At 72.9% G+C, this 16,003-nt stretch carries 13 protein-coding genes; 4 read left to right on the forward strand and 9 right to left on the reverse strand.

All coding sequences use genetic code 11. From position 1 onward, the window contains the following. Nucleotides 1-5: 5 nt before the first annotated feature. Complete coding sequence (locus tag NX801_RS12910) at nt 6-1,442, reverse strand: gamma-aminobutyraldehyde dehydrogenase (RefSeq protein WP_258787739.1); 1,437 nt, start codon at nt 1,440-1,442, stop codon at nt 6-8. 218 nt (nt 1,443-1,660) lie between these two features. Between NX801_RS12910 and NX801_RS12915 the strand changes: the two genes are divergently transcribed. The 4 genes from NX801_RS12915 to NX801_RS12930 all read left to right on the forward strand — a co-directional run bounded on the left by NX801_RS12915 (nt 1,661) and on the right by NX801_RS12930 (nt 6,295). After that, a complete protein-coding gene (locus NX801_RS12915; RefSeq protein WP_258787741.1) occupies nt 1,661-2,152 on the forward strand; it encodes an Lrp/AsnC family transcriptional regulator in 492 nt (163 codons plus the stop codon). Continuing rightward, nucleotides 2,137-3,525 carry an aspartate aminotransferase family protein gene (locus tag NX801_RS12920; RefSeq protein ID WP_309505828.1) on the forward strand — a complete coding sequence of 463 codons (1,389 nt, stop codon included), beginning with the start codon at nt 2,137-2,139 and terminating at the stop codon, nt 3,523-3,525. Before NX801_RS12915 ends, NX801_RS12920 begins: the two co-directional genes overlap by 16 nt. An 884-nt stretch (nt 3,526-4,409) precedes the next feature. After that, on the forward strand, nt 4,410-5,153 hold the full coding sequence (locus NX801_RS12925; RefSeq protein WP_258787742.1) for an ABC transporter ATP-binding protein: 744 nt from the start codon (nt 4,410-4,412) through the stop codon (nt 5,151-5,153). After that, nucleotides 5,135-6,295, forward strand: a complete 1,161-nt coding sequence (locus NX801_RS12930) for a hypothetical protein (RefSeq protein WP_258787743.1) — start codon at nt 5,135-5,137, stop codon at nt 6,293-6,295. The genes NX801_RS12925 and NX801_RS12930 overlap by 19 nt, the downstream gene beginning before the upstream one ends. 100 nt (nt 6,296-6,395) lie before the next feature. Here NX801_RS12930 and NX801_RS12935 read toward each other — a convergent pair whose 3' ends face one another. From NX801_RS12935 to tsf, 8 genes are all read right to left on the reverse strand, one after another. Continuing rightward, the gene (locus NX801_RS12935; RefSeq protein WP_428986135.1) at nt 6,396-7,481 is read right to left on the reverse strand and encodes an ABC transporter ATP-binding protein; all 1,086 of its coding nucleotides are present in this window, start codon (nt 7,479-7,481) and stop codon (nt 6,396-6,398) included. Nucleotides 7,482-7,572: 91 nt separating this feature from the next. Then, nucleotides 7,573-9,288, reverse strand: coding sequence for an ABC transporter permease (locus NX801_RS12940; RefSeq protein WP_428986136.1), 1,716 nt, complete (start codon nt 9,286-9,288; stop codon nt 7,573-7,575). Then, nucleotides 9,264-10,400, reverse strand: a complete 1,137-nt coding sequence (locus NX801_RS12945) for a thiamine ABC transporter substrate-binding protein (protein ID WP_258787745.1) — start codon at nt 10,398-10,400, stop codon at nt 9,264-9,266. Before NX801_RS12945 ends, NX801_RS12940 begins: the two co-directional genes overlap by 25 nt. A gap of 422 nt (nt 10,401-10,822) precedes the next feature. Further along, the gene (gene rlmN, locus NX801_RS12950; protein WP_258787746.1) at nt 10,823-11,935 is read right to left on the reverse strand and encodes a dual-specificity RNA methyltransferase RlmN; all 1,113 of its coding nucleotides are present in this window, start codon (nt 11,933-11,935) and stop codon (nt 10,823-10,825) included. 313 nt (nt 11,936-12,248) lie between these two features. Then, nucleotides 12,249-13,412 carry a phosphatidate cytidylyltransferase gene (locus tag NX801_RS12955; RefSeq protein WP_258787747.1) on the reverse strand — a complete coding sequence of 388 codons (1,164 nt, stop codon included), beginning with the start codon at nt 13,410-13,412 and terminating at the stop codon, nt 12,249-12,251. Next, on the reverse strand, nt 13,412-13,969 hold the full coding sequence (gene frr / locus NX801_RS12960; protein WP_258787748.1) for a ribosome recycling factor: 558 nt from the start codon (nt 13,967-13,969) through the stop codon (nt 13,412-13,414). Before frr ends, NX801_RS12955 begins: the two co-directional genes overlap by 1 nt. A 204-nt stretch (nt 13,970-14,173) precedes the next feature. Beyond that, on the reverse strand, nt 14,174-14,938 hold the full coding sequence (pyrH, locus tag NX801_RS12965; RefSeq protein ID WP_258787749.1) for a UMP kinase: 765 nt from the start codon (nt 14,936-14,938) through the stop codon (nt 14,174-14,176). A 158-nt stretch (nt 14,939-15,096) separates the two neighbouring features. Beyond that, nucleotides 15,097-15,933: a translation elongation factor Ts gene (gene tsf / locus NX801_RS12970; RefSeq protein ID WP_258787750.1), complete on the reverse strand. Its 837-nt coding sequence runs from the start codon at nt 15,931-15,933 to the stop codon at nt 15,097-15,099. Nucleotides 15,934-16,003: the final 70 nt, after the last annotated feature.

Raw genomic sequence — 16,003 nt, forward strand, 5'->3', positions numbered from 1 at the left:
CGGCGTCAGCCGAGCGAGGTCATCACGTGCTTGACGCGGGTGTAGTCCTCGAAGCCGTACGCCGAGAGGTCCTTGCCGTAGCCGGACTTCTTGAAGCCGCCGTGCGGCATCTCCGCGACCAGCGGGATGTGGGTGTTGATCCAGACGCAGCCGAAGTCCAGCGCCTTGGACATCCGCATCGCGCGGGCGTGGTCCCTGGTCCAGACGGAGGAGGCGAGGGCGTACTCGACGCCGTTGGCGTACTCCAGGGCCTGGGCCTCGTCGCGGAAGGACTGCACGGTGATGACGGGACCGAAGACCTCGTTCTGGATGATCTCGTCGTCCTGCTTCAGGCCGGAGACCACGGTGGGGGCGTAGAAGTAGCCCTTGTCCCCGACCCGGTGGCCGCCGGCCTCCACCTTGGCGTGCGCCGGGAGGCGGTCGACGAAGCCGCTGACCTGGGCGAGCTGGTTGGCGTTGTTGAGCGGGCCGTAGAGCGCGTCGGCGTCGTCCGGGGCGCCGGTCTTCGTCTCGGCGGCGGCCTTGGCCAGCGCGCTCACGAACTCGTCGTGGATGGACTCGTGCACCAGCACCCGGGTGGCCGCCGTACAGTCCTGGCCGGCGTTGAAGAAGCCGGCCACCGAGATGTCCTCGACCGCCTTGGCGATGTCGGTGTCCTCGAAGACCACCACCGGCGCCTTGCCGCCCAGCTCCAGGTGGACGCGCTTGACGTCCTTGGCGGCGGACTCCGCGACCTGCATGCCGGCGCGTACCGAACCGGTGATGGAGGCCATCGCCGGGGTGGGGTGCTCCACCATGGCCCGGCCGGTGTCACGGTCGCCGCAGATGACGTTGAAGACGCCCTTGGGCACGATCGAGCCGATGATCTCGGCGATCAGCACGGTGGAGGCCGGGGTGGTGTCCGAGGGCTTGAGGACCACGGTGTTGCCGGCGGCGAGCGCCGGGGCGAACTTCCAGACGGCCATCATCATCGGGTAGTTCCACGGCGCGACCTGGGCGCAGACCCCGACCGGCTCACGGCGCACGATGGAGGTGAGGCCCTCCATGTACTCGCCGGCCGAGCGGCCCTCCAGCAGCCGGGCGGCGCCCGCGAAGAAGCGGATCTGGTCCACCATCGGCGGGATCTCTTCGGTCCGGGTCAGCTCCAGCGGCTTGCCGGTGTTCTCGGACTCGGCCGCGATCAGGTCCTCGGCGCGCTCCTCGAAGGCGTCCGCGATCTTCAGCAGCACCTTCTGCCGCTCGGCCGGGGTGGTGTCCCGCCAGGCCGGGAACGCGGCGGCGGCGGCCTCCATGGCGGCGTCCACGTCCGCTTGGCCGGAGAGCGGAGAAGTGGCGTACACGTCGCCGGTCGCGGGGTTGACCACATCGATGGTCCGTCCGTCGGCGGCGTCCCGGAACTCCCCGTTGATGTAGTTGCGCAGACGACGCAGCTCGGTGGTCACGTGCCACCCCTCCTGTCGGTCTCGGTATTCGGTGCCCGGCGTTCGGTACCCGGTGCACGGTGTCCAGGCGTTGAGACACCCACCCTAGTCGGTGGGGCGACGCTTTCAACAGGGCCGACGGTCCAGAACTTCGGATACCGCACTTTCCGGGGCGTGATTCAACGAATTTCATCCGTCCGGGGTTGCGAGACCGACGAGTCCCGGTGCAGAGTGAGGATGTGGTCAGTCGAAGCGCAGAGCCCAGGGCCGGGAACGGGTCGTCCCCGACGATCGACGCCGTGTCCCTGGCGATCATCGAACAGCTCCAGGAGGACGGACGCCGTCCCTACGCCGCCATCGGGAAGGCCGTCGGCCTGTCCGAGGCAGCGGTTCGCCAGCGCGTCCAGAAACTCCTCGACCAGGGCGTGATGCAGATCGTCGCCGTCACCGATCCGCTCACCGTCGGCTTCCGGCGGCAGGCGATGGTCGGGATCAACGTCGAGGGCGACCTGGACCCGGTGGCGGACGCGCTGACCGCCATGACGGAGTGCGAGTACGTGGTGATGACCGCGGGCTCGTTCGATCTGATGGTGGAGATCGTCTGCGAGGACGACGACCACCTGCTGGAAGTGATCAACAAGCGCATCCGCACCCTCCCCGGTGTGCGCTCCACCGAGAGCTTCGTCTACCTCAAGCTCAAGAAGCAGACCTACATGTGGGGAACCCGATAGCCGTGAGCCAGGACCACAGCGACCTCTCCAAGTCCGCCTACGACCACCTGTGGATGCACTTCACCCGCATGGCGTCGTACGAGAAGAATCCCGTGCCGACCATCGTCCGCGGCGAGGGCACCTACATCTACGACGACAAGGGCAAGCGCTACCTCGACGGCCTCGCCGGGCTCTTCGTGGTCCAGGCGGGCCACGGCCGCCGGGAGCTGGCCGAGGTCGCGGCCAGGCAGGCGCAGGAGCTCGCCTTCTTCCCGGTGTGGTCGTACGCCCACCCCAAGGCCGTCGAGCTGGCCGAGCGCCTCGCCCACCACGCCCCGGGCGACCTGAACAAGGTCTTCTTCACCACCGGTGGCGGCGAGGCGGTCGAGACCGCCTGGAAGCTGGCCAAGCAGTACTTCAAGCTGACCGGCAAGCCGACCAAGCACAAGGTCATCTCGCGGGCCGTCGCCTACCACGGCACCCCGCAGGGCGCCCTCTCCATCACCGGTCTGCCCGGGCTGAAGGCCCCCTTCGAGCCGCTGGTGCCCGGCGCGCACAAGGTGCCGAACACCAATATCTACCGCGCCCCGATCTTCGGTGACGACCCGGAGGCGTTCGGCCGCTGGGCCGCCGACCAGATCGAGCAGCAGATCCTCTTCGAGGGCCCGGACACCGTCGCCGCGGTCTTCCTGGAGCCGGTGCAGAACGCCGGCGGCTGCTTCCCGCCGCCGCCCGGCTACTTCCAGCGGGTCCGCGAGATCTGCGACCAGTACGACGTGCTGCTCGTCTCGGACGAGGTCATCTGCGCCTTCGGCCGGCTCGGCACCGTCTTCGCCTGCGACAAGTTCGGCTATGTGCCGGACATGATCACCTGCGCCAAGGGCATGACCTCGGGCTACTCCCCGATCGGCGCCTGCATCGTCTCCGACCGGCTCGCGGAGCCGTTCTACCGGGGCGACAACGTCTTCCTGCACGGCTACACCTTCGGCGGCCACCCGGTCTCCGCGGCGGTGGGCCTCGCCAACCTCGACATCTTCGAGAGCGAGAAGCTCAACCAGCATGTGCTGGACAACGAGGGGAACTTCCTCGCCACCCTGCAGAAGCTGCACGACCTGCCGATCGTCGGCGATGTGCGCGGCAACGGCTTCTTCTACGGCATCGAGCTGGTGAAGGACAAGACCACCAAGGAGTCGTTCGACGAGGAGGAGACGGAGCGGGTGCTGTACGGCTTCCTCTCCAAGGCCCTCTACGACAACGGCCTCTACTGCCGCGCCGACGACCGGGGCGACCCGGTGGTCCAGCTGGCGCCGCCGCTGATCTCGGACCAGTCGACGTTCGACGAGATCGAGCAGATCCTGCGCGCGACGCTCACGGAGGCGTGGACGAAGCTCTGAGGTCCTGGGGCATCCGGTCCCCGGAGCCCGGGACTTTACGGCTCCGGGGACCGGGGCTTCGCCTCCCCGGGGCGGATGCGGACGCGGGACCCGGGGCTTTACGGCTCCGGGGCCCGGGGCTTCGCCTGGCCGGGGCCGGTGCTCTGCGGACGCGGGGCCCGGGACTCTGCGGGCCCGGGGCCCGGTGGCTCCAAGGCCCGGAGGCCCTGCGGCTCCGGTGCCTCCCGGGCCCCGGGGCGCCCGGCCGGGCCCGGGCGCCCCGGGGCCGTACCGGTGGCCCGGGCCCGGTGACCCGAGCGAGACCGGGCGCCCCGGCCGTACTGGCGGCCCGGACCGTACCGATGGGGCCGCGACCGGCGCCAGGGCCGTGCCGGTGGCCGCTTCGCACCCCCGACCCCGGGCCGGACCTCTCCGGCCCGGGGTCCCGCGCGTCCGCCCCCGGGCGGTGCCCCGTACGGCGGACCGTTGCCGGTGCCCCGTACGGCAGTCCCCCCTCGCGGCGCTCCCGTTCGGCGGTCCGCTGCCGGTGGTTCCCGTACGACGGCCCCTTCCCCGGCTCTCTCGTCCACCGGCCCCGCGTGGCGGGCCGGTGCGACGGCGCGCGCGGGCGGACACCGAGCGGCGGCCGGTGCGGACCGGCCGTGCGGTCCTGCCACGGGCCGGCCGGACGCCTCCCGGCGGGGCACCCGAAATGACCATTAGTCCGATCGTAGGTTGATCGCGGCCCGGATCCTGCCCCATCCGAGTGAGTTGGGGGGATCCGGGCCGTGTGCTGTGCGTCCAGCCGCCACCGCACTCCCTACGGTGCCCAGTGACCGATCGGCCCCGCCTTCGTTCCCCCGTACGGGGGACACGGGGGACGAGACATCCGCTCCGATTCCGAGGTGTACGCCATGGTGGCCCCGCCGGACAACGACGTGCTCTGGGCACGTTCCCTGCACTACTCCCCGCACGGCTCCCCCGCCCTCGACGGGGTTTCGCTGGGCGTCCGCGAGGGCGAGATCCTCGCCGTGCAAGGCCCCCGGGGATGCGGCAAGACGACCCTGCTGCGCTGTCTCTCCGGCCAGCTCGTCCCGGAACGCGGCGAGATCTGGTTCGCCGGTGCCGAGGTCCACACCCTGAGCGCGCGCCGCCGGGAGCAGCTGCGCCGGGACCGGTTCGGCTGGATCGACCCGGCGGGCGCGCTCGTCCCCGAGCTCACCGTCTGGGAGAACGCCGCGCTGCCGCTGCTGCTGCGCGGCACCCCGCACCGCGCGGCACTGGCCGCCGCCACCGACTGGCTGGAGCGGCTGGACGTCGGCCCCTGCGCCCGGCAGCGACCGGGTGCCCTCTCCCCCGCCCAGCGGCAGCGGGTCGCCGCCGCCCGGGCCCTGATCTCCGTACCGACCGTGGTCTTCGCGGACGAGCCCACCGCCACCCTGCACCGTGCCGAGGGCGCCCAGATGCTGCGCACCCTGACCACGGCCGCCCGCTCGCACCGGATCACCGTCATCCTGGCCACCCATCAGCCCGAGGTGGCCGCCGTCGCGGACCGCACCATCGAGCTGCTCGACGGGCGGCGGGTGGGCTCCGGGCAGCTGGGCGACGAGACGGAGGAGGGCCGGGACGCGTGTTCGCTCTCCGTCTGATTCTCGGCACCCATCCGCTGGTTCTGCTGCGGCGGCTGCTGGTCGTCGTCGCCGCCACCGGGGTCGGTCTGCTGCTGCTCTGCGCGCTCGGGTACGCGGTCGCGCACCCCGGCCGGCCCTCGGCGTCACTGCCCCGGCTCCTCTGGTGCGCGCTGCCGCTGGCCGCCGCCGCGCACTTCGCGGTCGCCGTCGCCAGGGCCGACCCGGTCACCCGGCCCCGGGCCGGTCTCTCGGCCGTCGGGCTCGGCTCCGGCCGGCTGTCCGGACTGGCCACCGCCTGGACCGCCTTCTGCTGCACCGTCGGCTCGGCGCTGGCGCTGCTGGTCTACCTCCAGCTGCGGGGCGGGCCGGCCGGGCGGGCCGCCGGCGCTTCCGAGCTGCTGGCGCCCGGCCGGCAACTGCCGCTGCCGGCCGCGCTGACGCTGCTCGCCCTGCTCCCGGCGGTCGCCTCGGTGGCCGTCGCCGTGTCGCTGCGGTCGCCCCGTCGACCGGCCGGCCGGAGCGGGGCCAGGGCCGGCGGCACCGAGGAGGCGGCGGACGACGGGACCCCGCCGGCCGGGCTGCCCTGGGGCGTGGCGCTGCTCGGCGCCGGGCTCGCCGCCGGGGCCTACACGGCGCGCACCGGTGCGGCGCCCCCGCCGGCCGGTCCGGCCGGGTCGCTGGGCGTACTGGCCGGCTGGCTGCTGAGCGCGGCGGGGCTGGCGGTCGCGGGGCCCGGGCTGGCCCATCTGTGCGGGCGGCTCCTCCAGGCGGGGAGCCCCGGCCCGGCCCGGCTGCTGGCCGGGCGCGGGCTGATGGAGCAGGCGCGCCGGGTGGGCCGGCCGCTGGGCGTGGCGTGCGCGGTGGCGGCCGCCACGCTGGCCGCCGCCACGCTGTACGGCAGCTCGGGCGCGGTGTCGCTCGGCCCGATGACCGGGCTGGGGGCGGGGCTGGTGGTCGCCTGTACGGCCGCCACCCTGCTGACGGCCGCGCTGGAGACCCGGCGGGCGCGGCTGGACACCCGGGACGCACTCCTCGAACTGGGTGCCACGGCCGCCCTGCTGCGTACCGCCGTGGCGCTGCGGGCCCTGGTCCTGCTCGCCGTCTTCGCCCCGCTCACCTGGGCCGTGGCGGCCCTCACGGTCCTGCCGCTGACCCGCTGAAGCCGCTGACCGGCCGAGGCGCTGACCGGCCGGCCCGCCGGGCCGGGGTCCCTCGCGGGGTCCCGGCCACGGGCCCGACCGTGCGGGCCACCCCTGTCGGTCAGCCCAGCACCACGATCTCCTCGGGCGCGAACCGCACCCCGACCTCCGCGCCCTCCTCCGGCGCCTCGCGCAGCGGCCACTCGGCCTCCAGCGGCGGGGCGCCGGCGGCGTCGGGGCGGAGCCGTACCGCCACATGGTGGCCCCGGAAGACCCGCCCGGCGACCGTGCAGCGCAGCCCGCCGGCCCCCTCGGCCGGGCGCACTCCGGCCGGCCGCACCAGCAGGCGGCGGGCGCCCTCCGGTGAGCCGGCCGGCACGGGCAGCCTGCCCCAGGGGGTGTCGGCGGCGGTGCCGGTCACGGTGGCGGCCACCACATTGTCGAAGCCCAGGAAACGGGCGACGAACTCGTCCGCCGGGCGCCGCCACACCTCCAGCGGCGTACCGGTCTGGGCGATCCGGCCGTCCCGCATCACCACCACCCGGTCGGCCAGCGCGAACGCCTCGCCCTGGTCATGGGTGACCGCCAGCACCGTGGTGCCCAGCCGCCCGAAGAGCGCGCGCAGCTCGGTCACCAGCCGCTCCCGCAGCCCCCGGTCCAGCTGGCCGAACGGCTCGTCCAGCATCAGCAGCCGGGGGTTCGGGGCCAGTGCCCGGGCCAGCGCCACCCGCTGCTGCTCGCCGCCGGAGAGCGCGGCCACCGCCCGGCGCCCGGCGCCCGGCAGTCCGACCAGCTCCAGCAGTTCGGCCACCCGGGCGGCCCGTTCGGCCCGGCCGGCGCCCCGCACCCGGAGGCCGAAGTCCACGTTGCCGGCCACGTCCCGCTGCGGGAACAGCTGGTGGTCCTGGAACATCAGGCCGAGCCCGCGCCGGTGCGGCGGGACGCCCCGCTGGTCGGCGCCGGCCAGCAGCACCCGGCCCGTGTCCGGCGGCTGGAGCCCGGCCACCACCCGGAGCAGGGTGGACTTGCCGCTGCCGCTGGGCCCGAGCACACAGACGGTCTCGTGCGCGGCGACGGCGAGGTCCACCCCGTCCAGCGCGGCACGGCCGCCGAAGCGTACGGTCACCCCCTCCAGGGCGAGCAGCGCGCCCCCGGGCTCCCCGGAGCCCGGCGGTACGGCGGCAGAAGGAGACACAGCGGGCGGCATCCCGGAATCCGGATTCTCGGAATCCGGCACCTCACCCTCCGGCCTCTCCGAACCCGGCATCCCGGAATCCGGCTTCGCAGAACTCGGCATCTCAGAACTCTCCCGAGCGGTCGGTCCGCAGGCGTTCGAGCAGCAGCAGTGCCACCGCGCAGACCACCATGAGGATCGTGGACAGGGCCATCGCCTGGCCGTAGTTGAGTGCCCCGGGCCGGCCGAGCAGCCGGGCGACGGCCACCGGCAGGGTCGGGTTGTCGGGGCGGGCGATGAAGACGGTGGCGCCGAACTCGCCCAGCGACACCGCGAAGGCGAATCCGGCGGCCACCAGCACCGCCCGGCGCACCAGCGGCAGGTCCACCTCCCGCCAGACCCGCCACGGCGAGGCGCCCAGCACCGCGGCCGCCTCGCGCAGCCGGGTGTCCACCGCGCGCAGCACCGGCAGCATGACGCGCACCACGAAGGGCACGCCGACCAGCGCCTGGGCCAGCGGCACCAGGATCCAGGAGGAGCGCAGATCGAGCGGCGGCTCGTCCAGGGTGATGAGGAAGCCGAAGCCGACGGTGACGGCGGAGACCCCGAGCGGCAGCATCAGCAGCGCGTCGAGGCCCCGCACCAGCCGGCCGGCGTCCCGGCTGAGCGCGGCGGCCGCGCAGCCGCCGATCAGCAGGGCGATGGCGGTGGCGGCGAGGGCGTACTGGAGGGAGTTCCAGACCGTCTGGAGCGGCGGCACCAGGAAGGTCCCGCCGCTCGCCCCGGCGTCCTGGAGCGCCCGGTAGAAGGTGAGCGCCTCCGGCCCGCCGAAGGAGCGGGCCACCAGCACGGCCGGCGGCAGCAGAAGCAGCAGCGCGATGGAGGCCAGCACCGCGCCGAGCAGCGTCCACTGCCCGGCGCCGCGCGGCCGGCGGGCGGTGGTGGCCGGGTCGACCAGCCGCAGCGCGGTCTCCCGGCGCCGTACGGTCCAGGCGTGCACGGCGAGCACCGCGCCGACCGCCGCGAACTGCGTCAGGGTGAGCACCGCCGCCGTGGAGAGGTCCAGCAGCTGGGCGGTCTGCCGGTAGATCTCGGCCTCCAGGGTGGCGTACGCCGGGCCGCCGAGGATCTGCACGACACCGAAGGAGGTGTACGTGAAGAGGAAGACCATCAGCGCGGCGGCGGCCACGGCGGGGGCGAGCGCCGGCAGGGTCACCCGCCGCCAGGCGCCGAGGCGGGTGGCGCCCAGTACCCGGGCGGCCTCCTCCTGGCGCGGGTCGAGCTGCGCCCACAGCCCGCCCACGGTGCGGACCACCACCGCGTAGTTGAAGAAGACATGCGCCAGCAGGATCGCCCAGACGGTGGTGTCGAGGCGGACGCCCCAGAGCTCGTCCAGCAGCCCGCCGCGCCCGACCAGGGCGAGGAAGGCGGTGCCGACCACCACCGTGGGCAGCACGAAGGGCACGGTGACCACGGCCCGCAGCAGCCGCCGGCCCGGGAAGTCGAAGCGGGCCAGCACATAGGCGCCGGGCAGCGCCAGCAGCAGGGTGAGCGCGGTGGAGGCGAGCGCCTGCCAGGTGGTGAACCAGAGCACGTCCCGGATCTCCGGGCGCCCCAGTACCTCGGCCAGGCGACCGGGCCGCCAGGAGCCGCCGTCGTGGAAGCCGCGGCCCACGATGGCGGCCACCGGCCGGCCGAAGAACAGGGCGAAGAAGACCACCGGCGGGACCATGAGCCCGGCCCGGACGGCCGCGCGCCGGGCGCGCCCGGGGCGGCGGGCGGCGGTCCGGTCCGGCGGCGCGGGCGCCTCGGGGGTTACTTCAGGACGAGCGAGGACCACGTCTGGATCCACTGGTCGCGGTGGGCGGCGATCTTCTCCGGGGCGAGGGTGGCCGGGGCGTCGATCCTGGCCCCGTGCCGGGTGAAGAGCGCGGGCAGTGCGGCGTCCCCGGCGACCGGGTTGACGAACATCTGGAGCGGTACGTCCTCCTGGAACCGCTTGCCGATCAGGAAGTCGATCAGCGCCTTGCCGCCGGCCTCGTTCTTCGCGCCGGTGAGCAGCCCGGCGAACTCGGTCTGCCGGAAGCAGGTGCCGGTGGCGACGCCGGTGGGTGCCTCCTTGGGCTGCGGCTTGGCGTACAGCACCTCGACGGGCGGGCTGGAGGCGTACGAGACGACCAGCGGCCGGTCGCCCTTGGCCTGCTTGCCGCCGGCCGAGCCGGAGAACTCCTGGTTGTAGGCGAGCTCCCAGCTGTCCACGACCTTGACGCCGTTGGCCCGGAGCTTCTTCCAGTAGCCGGTCCAGCCGTCGTCGCCGTACGCCGCGGCGGTGCCGAGCAGGAAGCCGAGGCCGGGCGAGGACCGCTCGGGGTTCTCCGTGACGAGCAGGTCCTTGTAGGCGGGCTCGGCCAGGTCGTCGAAGGTGGCGGGCGGGGCGAGCTTCTTGTCGGCGAAGTACTTCTTGTCGTAGTTGACGCAGATGTCGCCGGTGTCGACCGGGGTGACCCGGTGCTTGCCCCGGTCGAGCTGGACGGCGGCCGGGATCCGGTCCAGGCCCTTGGCTTCGTACGGCTGGAAGAGCCCGTTGTCCAGGGCGCGGGAGAGCAGGGTGTTGTCGACGCCGAAGAACACGTCGCCCTGCGGGGCGCCCTTGGTGAGGATCGCCTTGTTGACGGCCTCGCCGGCGTCCCCGCTCTTGAGCACCTTGACGGTGTAGCCGGTGCGCCGGGTGAACTCCTTGAGCACCGCCGGGGAGGCGTTGAAGGAGTCATGGGTGACCAGGGTGACGGTCTTGGAGTCGCCGCCGCCGGACGCCTGGCCGGAGCCGCCTCCGCAGGCGGCGAGCGCGGTGACGCCGAGCGCGGCGGCGAGCGCGCCCGCCGCGAGCCGGACGGTCCGGGTCCTGGACGTACCGGTTCTGGCGGAATGGGGGGCGGGATGGGTGGTGGTCACTGAGATTCCTCCTGGGGGTGGCCAGGAAGAGACGCGGCCCCGCCCGGCCCCCGACGGGACCCGGGCAGGGCGCAACAGCTTGAGTACGACCGAACTTCCTACCCAGAATGACCTGGGCGAGGTTCAGAGGGTCTGCGGTCCGGTGACCGCACTCTCAGCGCTGTGGCGCTCCCCTGTCGGATGTATGGAGATGTATGGATCTGTACAGACCTGCAGGGATCTGTACGGATCCGTGAGTCGCTGCGTTCCGTGAATCGCTGTATCAGGTGTATCAGCGGCCTCGTACGGCCTCGTCGGGTGCGCCCCGCGCGCGCCGCCGGTCCGACCGGACCGGAGTGTCGCTCGGATCGCACACGCAGAGGTGTTCGAGGTCAGGCTACTCAGGCTACAAGGTCACCGGCCGGGGGCCGGCCGGCGGCCGGTCAGCGCTCGGAGGCGGCGAGCTGCCCGCAGGCGCCGTCGATCTCCTGGCCGCGGGTGTCGCGGACGGTGACCGGCACCCCGTGGGCGGCGATCGCGGCCACGAACGCCTTCTCGTCCTCAGGGCGGGAGGCGGTCCACTTGGAGCCGGGCGTGGGGTTGAGCGGGATCAGGTTGACGTGCACGCGCCTGCCCTTGAGCAGTCGGCCGAGCAGGTCGCCGCGCCAGGCCTGGTCGTTGATGTCGCGGATCAGCGCGTACTCGATGGAGACCCGGCGGCCGGACTTCTCGGCGTACTCCCAGGCGGAGTCCAGCACCTCGCGGACCTTCCAGCGGGTGTTGACCGGCACCAGGGTGTCGCGCAGCTCGTCGTCGGGGGCGTGCAGCGAGACGGCGAGCCGGCACTTGAAGCCCTCGTCGGCGAACCGGTGGATCGCCGGGACCAGGCCGACGGTGGAGACGGTGATGCCGCGCTGGGAGAGGCCGAGGCCGTCCGGCTCGGGGTCGGTGAGCCGGCGGATGGCGCCGACCACCCGCTTGTAGTTGGCCAGCGGCTCGCCCATGCCCATGAAGACGATGTTGGAGAGCCGGGCGGGGCCGCCCGGGACCTCGCCGTCGCGCAGCGCCCGCATGCCGTCGACGATCTGGTGGACGATCTCGGCGGTGGAGAGGTTGCGGTCCAGGCCGGCCTGGCCGGTGGCGCAGAACGGGCAGTTCATTCCGCAGCCGGCCTGCGAGGAGATGCACATGGTGACCCGGTCCGGGTAGCGCATCAGCACGGACTCGACGAGGGTGCCGTCGTGCAGCCGCCAGAGGGTCTTGCGGGTGGTGTCGTCGTCGCAGGAGATGTGCCGGACGACGCTCATCAGCTCGGGGAGGAGTTCCGCGGCGAGCTTCTCGCGGGAGGCGGCGGGGATGTCCGTCCACTGGGCCGGGTCGTGGGCGTAGCGGGCGAAGTAGTGCTGGGAGAGCTGCTTGGCGCGGAACGGCTTCTCGCCGATCGCGGCCACCGCCTCCTTGCGCTCGGCGGGCGAGAGGTCGGCGAGGTGCCGGGGCGGCTTCTTGACGCCCCGGGGGGCCACGAAGGTGAGTTCTCCCGGTGCGGGGCGTGCCATGGCTCTCGTACTCCTCAGTGGTGGACAGTCCGCGGTGGTGCGGTGGGTCGCGGCCGTGCTGGTCGCGCGTTCCGCCGCGGCCCCGGTGCCGCCCGGCGCCGGAGGCGGACGTACGGCGCGGACGGCGACAGCGGTACGGCCGCCGCGGGGCCGGTACGGCCGGTGGGCCGGCGGCGGTACGGGGGTCGGTGGCCACCCGCGCCCGGGAGCCCCACCGGTTCGCCCCCGGGGGTGCGGGGCGGGGCGTGGAACGGAAAAGGGCCCGCCACCCGGGGCGGCGAGCCCTTCCAGAGTAACCGGACCGGCGGCGGAGTCAGCCGCCGACGAACAGCACCAGCAGCAGCCAGACCACCGGGGCGGTCGGCAGCAGCGAGTCCAGCCGGTCCATGATGCCGCCGTGGCCGGGCAGCAGGGTGCCCATGTCCTTGATGCCCAGGTCCCGCTTGATCATGGATTCGCCCAGGTCACCGAGGGTGGCGCTGACCGAGACCGCGAGGCCGAGCAGCAGCCCCTGCCACCAGAGCCCGCCGTCGATCAGGAAGTGGGTGCAGAGCGCCCCGGCCGCCATGGCGAAGGTCACGGCGCCGAGCAGGCCCTCGCGGGTCTTCCCGGGGCTGATCCGGGGCGCCAGCTTGCGCTTGCCGAACCGCCAGCCCACCGCGTACGCCCCGGTGTCGCTGACCACGGTCAGCAGCAGGAACGTCAGCACCCGCCAGGGGCCGTCGCCGGCGGTGAGCATCATCGCCACGAAGGTCGCCAGGAACGGCACGTAGAAGGCGGCGAAGACCCCGGCGGTGACGTCCTTGAGGTAGCCGTCCGGCGGTTCGGTCATCCGCCAGACCAGCACCGCGAGCGCGGTGAGCGCCATGGCCACCCAGGCGCCCTCGGCCCCCCGGACGTAGCCGGCGACCACCATCGCCGCGCCGCCGACCGCCAGCGGCACCAGCGGGGCGCGGATGCCCTTGCGCTCGGACAGCCGGGAGGTCAGTTCCCAGAGCCCGACGACCACGGCGACGACGATCACGCCGACGAAGGCGGCCTTCCAGACGAACAGCGAGGCCAGGATCACCACGCCGAGACCGACGCCGACCCCTATGGCGGCCCGCAGGTCGCGGCCGGCCCGCTTCTTGCCGCCGGTCCCCGCACCGCCGGCCCCCGCACCACCGCTCCTGCCGTCCCCGGGCTGCGGGGACGGGGCGGGCTGCGGCGCCACCGGCGGCGGGCTGGGCATGGGCTCCTGCGGCATCTCGTCACGGAACAGGGGACCGCTCAGCCGAGCGGCCCCCCGATCGCGGTCGTCCTGGTCTCCGCCGGCGGGTGTGTCGGGCACGAGGGGCATGGGCCGAGTCTGCTGTGCGCCATGCCCGTCGAAGGCGGGACCCGCCGGGGCCACCGGGGCGGGCCCCGGCGGATACCCCTGGTCGGGCGGACCCCACTGACCGCCCGTCGGCGGGGTCACCCGGGAGAAGTCGCTCATCAGACCTCGAGCAGCTCGGCTTCCTTGTGCTTGAGCAGCTCGTCCACCTGCGCCACGTACTTGGCGGTGGTGTCGTCGAGCTCCTTCTCCGCGCGGCGGCCCTCGTCCTCGCCGACCTCGCCGTCCTTGACGAACTTGTCGATGGTCTCCTTGGCCTTGCGGCGCACCGAGCGGATCGAGATCTTCGAGTCCTCGGCCTTGCCCTTGGCGACCTTGATGTACTCGCGGCGGCGCTCCTCGGTGAGCTCCGGGAAGACCACGCGGATGATGTTGCCGTCGTTGCTCGGGTTGACGCCGAGGTCCGAGTCGCGGATGGCCTGCTCGATGTTGCGCAGCGCGCTCTTGTCGAACGGGGTCACCACGGCCATGCGCGGCTCCGGCACCGAGAACGAGGCGAGCTGGTTGATCGGCGTCACGGCGCCGTAGTAGTCCGCCACGATCTTGTTGAACATCGCCGGGTGCGCACGCCCGGTGCGGATCGCGGCGAAGTCCTCCTTGGCGACCACGACGGCCTTCTCCATCTTCTCCTCGGCTTCGAGGAGGGTCTCTTCGATCACCACTAGCTCCTGCGTGTTGTGAAGTAGGCCCGCCTTGCTGAAGGGCCGCGGAACCTGCGTCGCGTCTTGTTCCTGCACGGTGTCCGACCGGCAGGGCTTTGTCCATCCCCTCCCGGAGCGCCCCGGGACGACCGGGGCGCGGGCCGGGGGGTCCGGCGGGGCGGGGCCCGTCCGCCCGCACGGCGGCGGCCGGGTCCCGGAGGATCAGGCCCTGGTGCCCTGGTCGCTCACGAGCGTGCCGATCTTCTCACCCTTGACCGCGCGGGCGATATTGCCCGCGGCGAGCAGTTCGAAGACGAGGATCGGCAGGTTGTTGTCACGGCAGAGCGTGATGGCGGTGGCGTCGGCGACCTTGAGGTCGCGGGAGAGCACCTCGCCGTACTCCAGGGCGTCGAACTTGACCGCGTCCGGGTTGGTCTTGGGGTCGGCGTCGTAGACCCCGTCCACCCCGTTCTTGCCCATCAGCAGCGCCTGGGCGTCGATCTCCAGGGCGCGCTGGGCGGCGGTGGTGTCGGTGGAGAAGTACGGCATGCCCATACCGGCGCCGAAGATCACGACGCGGCCCTTCTCCAGGTGCCGGACGGCGCGGAGCGGGATGTACGGCTCCGCGACCTGGCCCATGGTGATGGCGGTCTGGACGCGGGTCTCGATGCCCTCCTTCTCCAGGAAGTCCTGGAGGGCGAGGCAGTTCATCACGGTGCCCAGCATGCCCATGTAGTCCGAGCGGGCCCGGTCCATGCCGCGGACCTGGAGCTCGGCGCCGCGGAAGAAGTTGCCGCCGCCGATCACGACCGCGATCTCCGCGCCGGCGCGGACGACCGCCGCGATCTCCCGCGCGATGGCGTGCACGACGTCGGGGTCGACGCCGAGACCTCCGCCGCCGGAGAACGCCTCGCCGGACAGCTTCAGCATGAAGCGGCCGGACATCTTGCCCTGGTTGTCGTCGCCCTGTGCGGCGCCCTGATTCATGGAGATCTCCTCGTGCACATACGAAGAAGGCCATTGCCGGTGGGGTGGGTGTCCCTGCGGCAATGGCCTCCTCGTCAGATCTGCGGCTGTCCGGCGCGCGTGCGCGCGGGGCCCGCCCGGTCAACCCTAGCGGGCGCCCGCGTCGTTCGCGTACCGGCTCAGATGCCGACCTTGATGCGCGCGAAGCGCTTCAGGGTGACACCGGCCTCGTCCAGGATCTGCTGGACGGACTTCTTGTTGTCGAGCGCGTACGGCTGGCCGAGGAGGGTGACCTCCTTGAAGAAGCCGTTGACGCGACCCTCGACGATCTTCGGCAGGGCGGCCTCCGGCTTGCCCTCCGCGCGGGTGGTCTCCTCGGCGACGCGGCGCTCGGCCTCGACGACGTCGGCCGGGACGTCCTCGCGGGAGAGGTACTTCGGCGCGAAGGCGGCGATGTGCTGGGCCACGCCCTTGGCGACCTCGGCGTTCTCCTTGTCGAGCTCGACCAGGACACCGATCTGCGGGGGCAGGTCCGGCATGGTGCGGTGCATGTAGGCGGTGACGTGGCCGTCCGCGAACCGCTCGAAGCGGTCCAGCACGATCTTCTCGCCGAGGTTGGCGTTGGCCTCGTCCACGTACGCCTGGACGGTCTTGCCGGCCTCGATCTCGGAGGCGAGCAGGGCCGCGATGTCGGCGGGGGCGGTGGCGGCGACGTGCTGGGCCAGCGTGTTGGCGACGGCCTGGAACTTGTCACCCTTGGCGACGAAGTCCGTCTCGCACTTCAGCTCGACCAGGACACCGGAGGTGTTGTCGTCGGCGATCAGGGAGACGACGGCACCGTTCTCGGCGGAACGGCCCTCGCGCTTGGCGACGCCCTTCTGGCCCTTGACGCGGAGCAGCTCGACGGCCTTCTCGACGTTGCCCTCGGCCTCGTCCAGCGCCTTCTTGCAGTCCATCATGCCGGCGCCGGTGAGCTCGCGGAGCTTCTTGACGTCAGCGGCGGTGTAGTTCGCCATGATCTGTGAGTCTCTCTCGAAGTCTGGAAGATCTACGGGTGGACGGCGGGGGCTCCAGGAGCCCCCGCCG

It is taken from the genome of Streptomyces pyxinae (genome assembly GCF_024756275.1).
In the GTDB taxonomy this organism is placed as follows: domain Bacteria; phylum Actinomycetota; class Actinomycetes; order Streptomycetales; family Streptomycetaceae; genus Streptomyces; species Streptomyces pyxinae.

Bases quoted from the DNA above. Each gene is read 5' to 3' on its own strand.
- rlmN (WP_258787746.1), bottom strand. From the start codon at position 11,935: ATGGCACGCCCCGCACCGGGAGAACTCACCTTCGTGGCCCCCCGGGGC.
- NX801_RS12935 (WP_428986135.1), bottom strand. From the start codon at position 7,481: ATGCCGCCCGCTGTGTCTCCTTCTGCCGCCGTACCGCCGGGCTCCGGG.
- pyrH (WP_258787749.1), bottom strand. From the start codon at position 14,938: ATGAATCAGGGCGCCGCACAGGGCGACGACAACCAGGGCAAGATGTCC.
- NX801_RS12955 (WP_258787747.1), bottom strand. From the start codon at position 13,412: ATGAGCGACTTCTCCCGGGTGACCCCGCCGACGGGCGGTCAGTGGGGT.
- tsf (WP_258787750.1), bottom strand. From the start codon at position 15,933: ATGGCGAACTACACCGCCGCTGACGTCAAGAAGCTCCGCGAGCTCACC.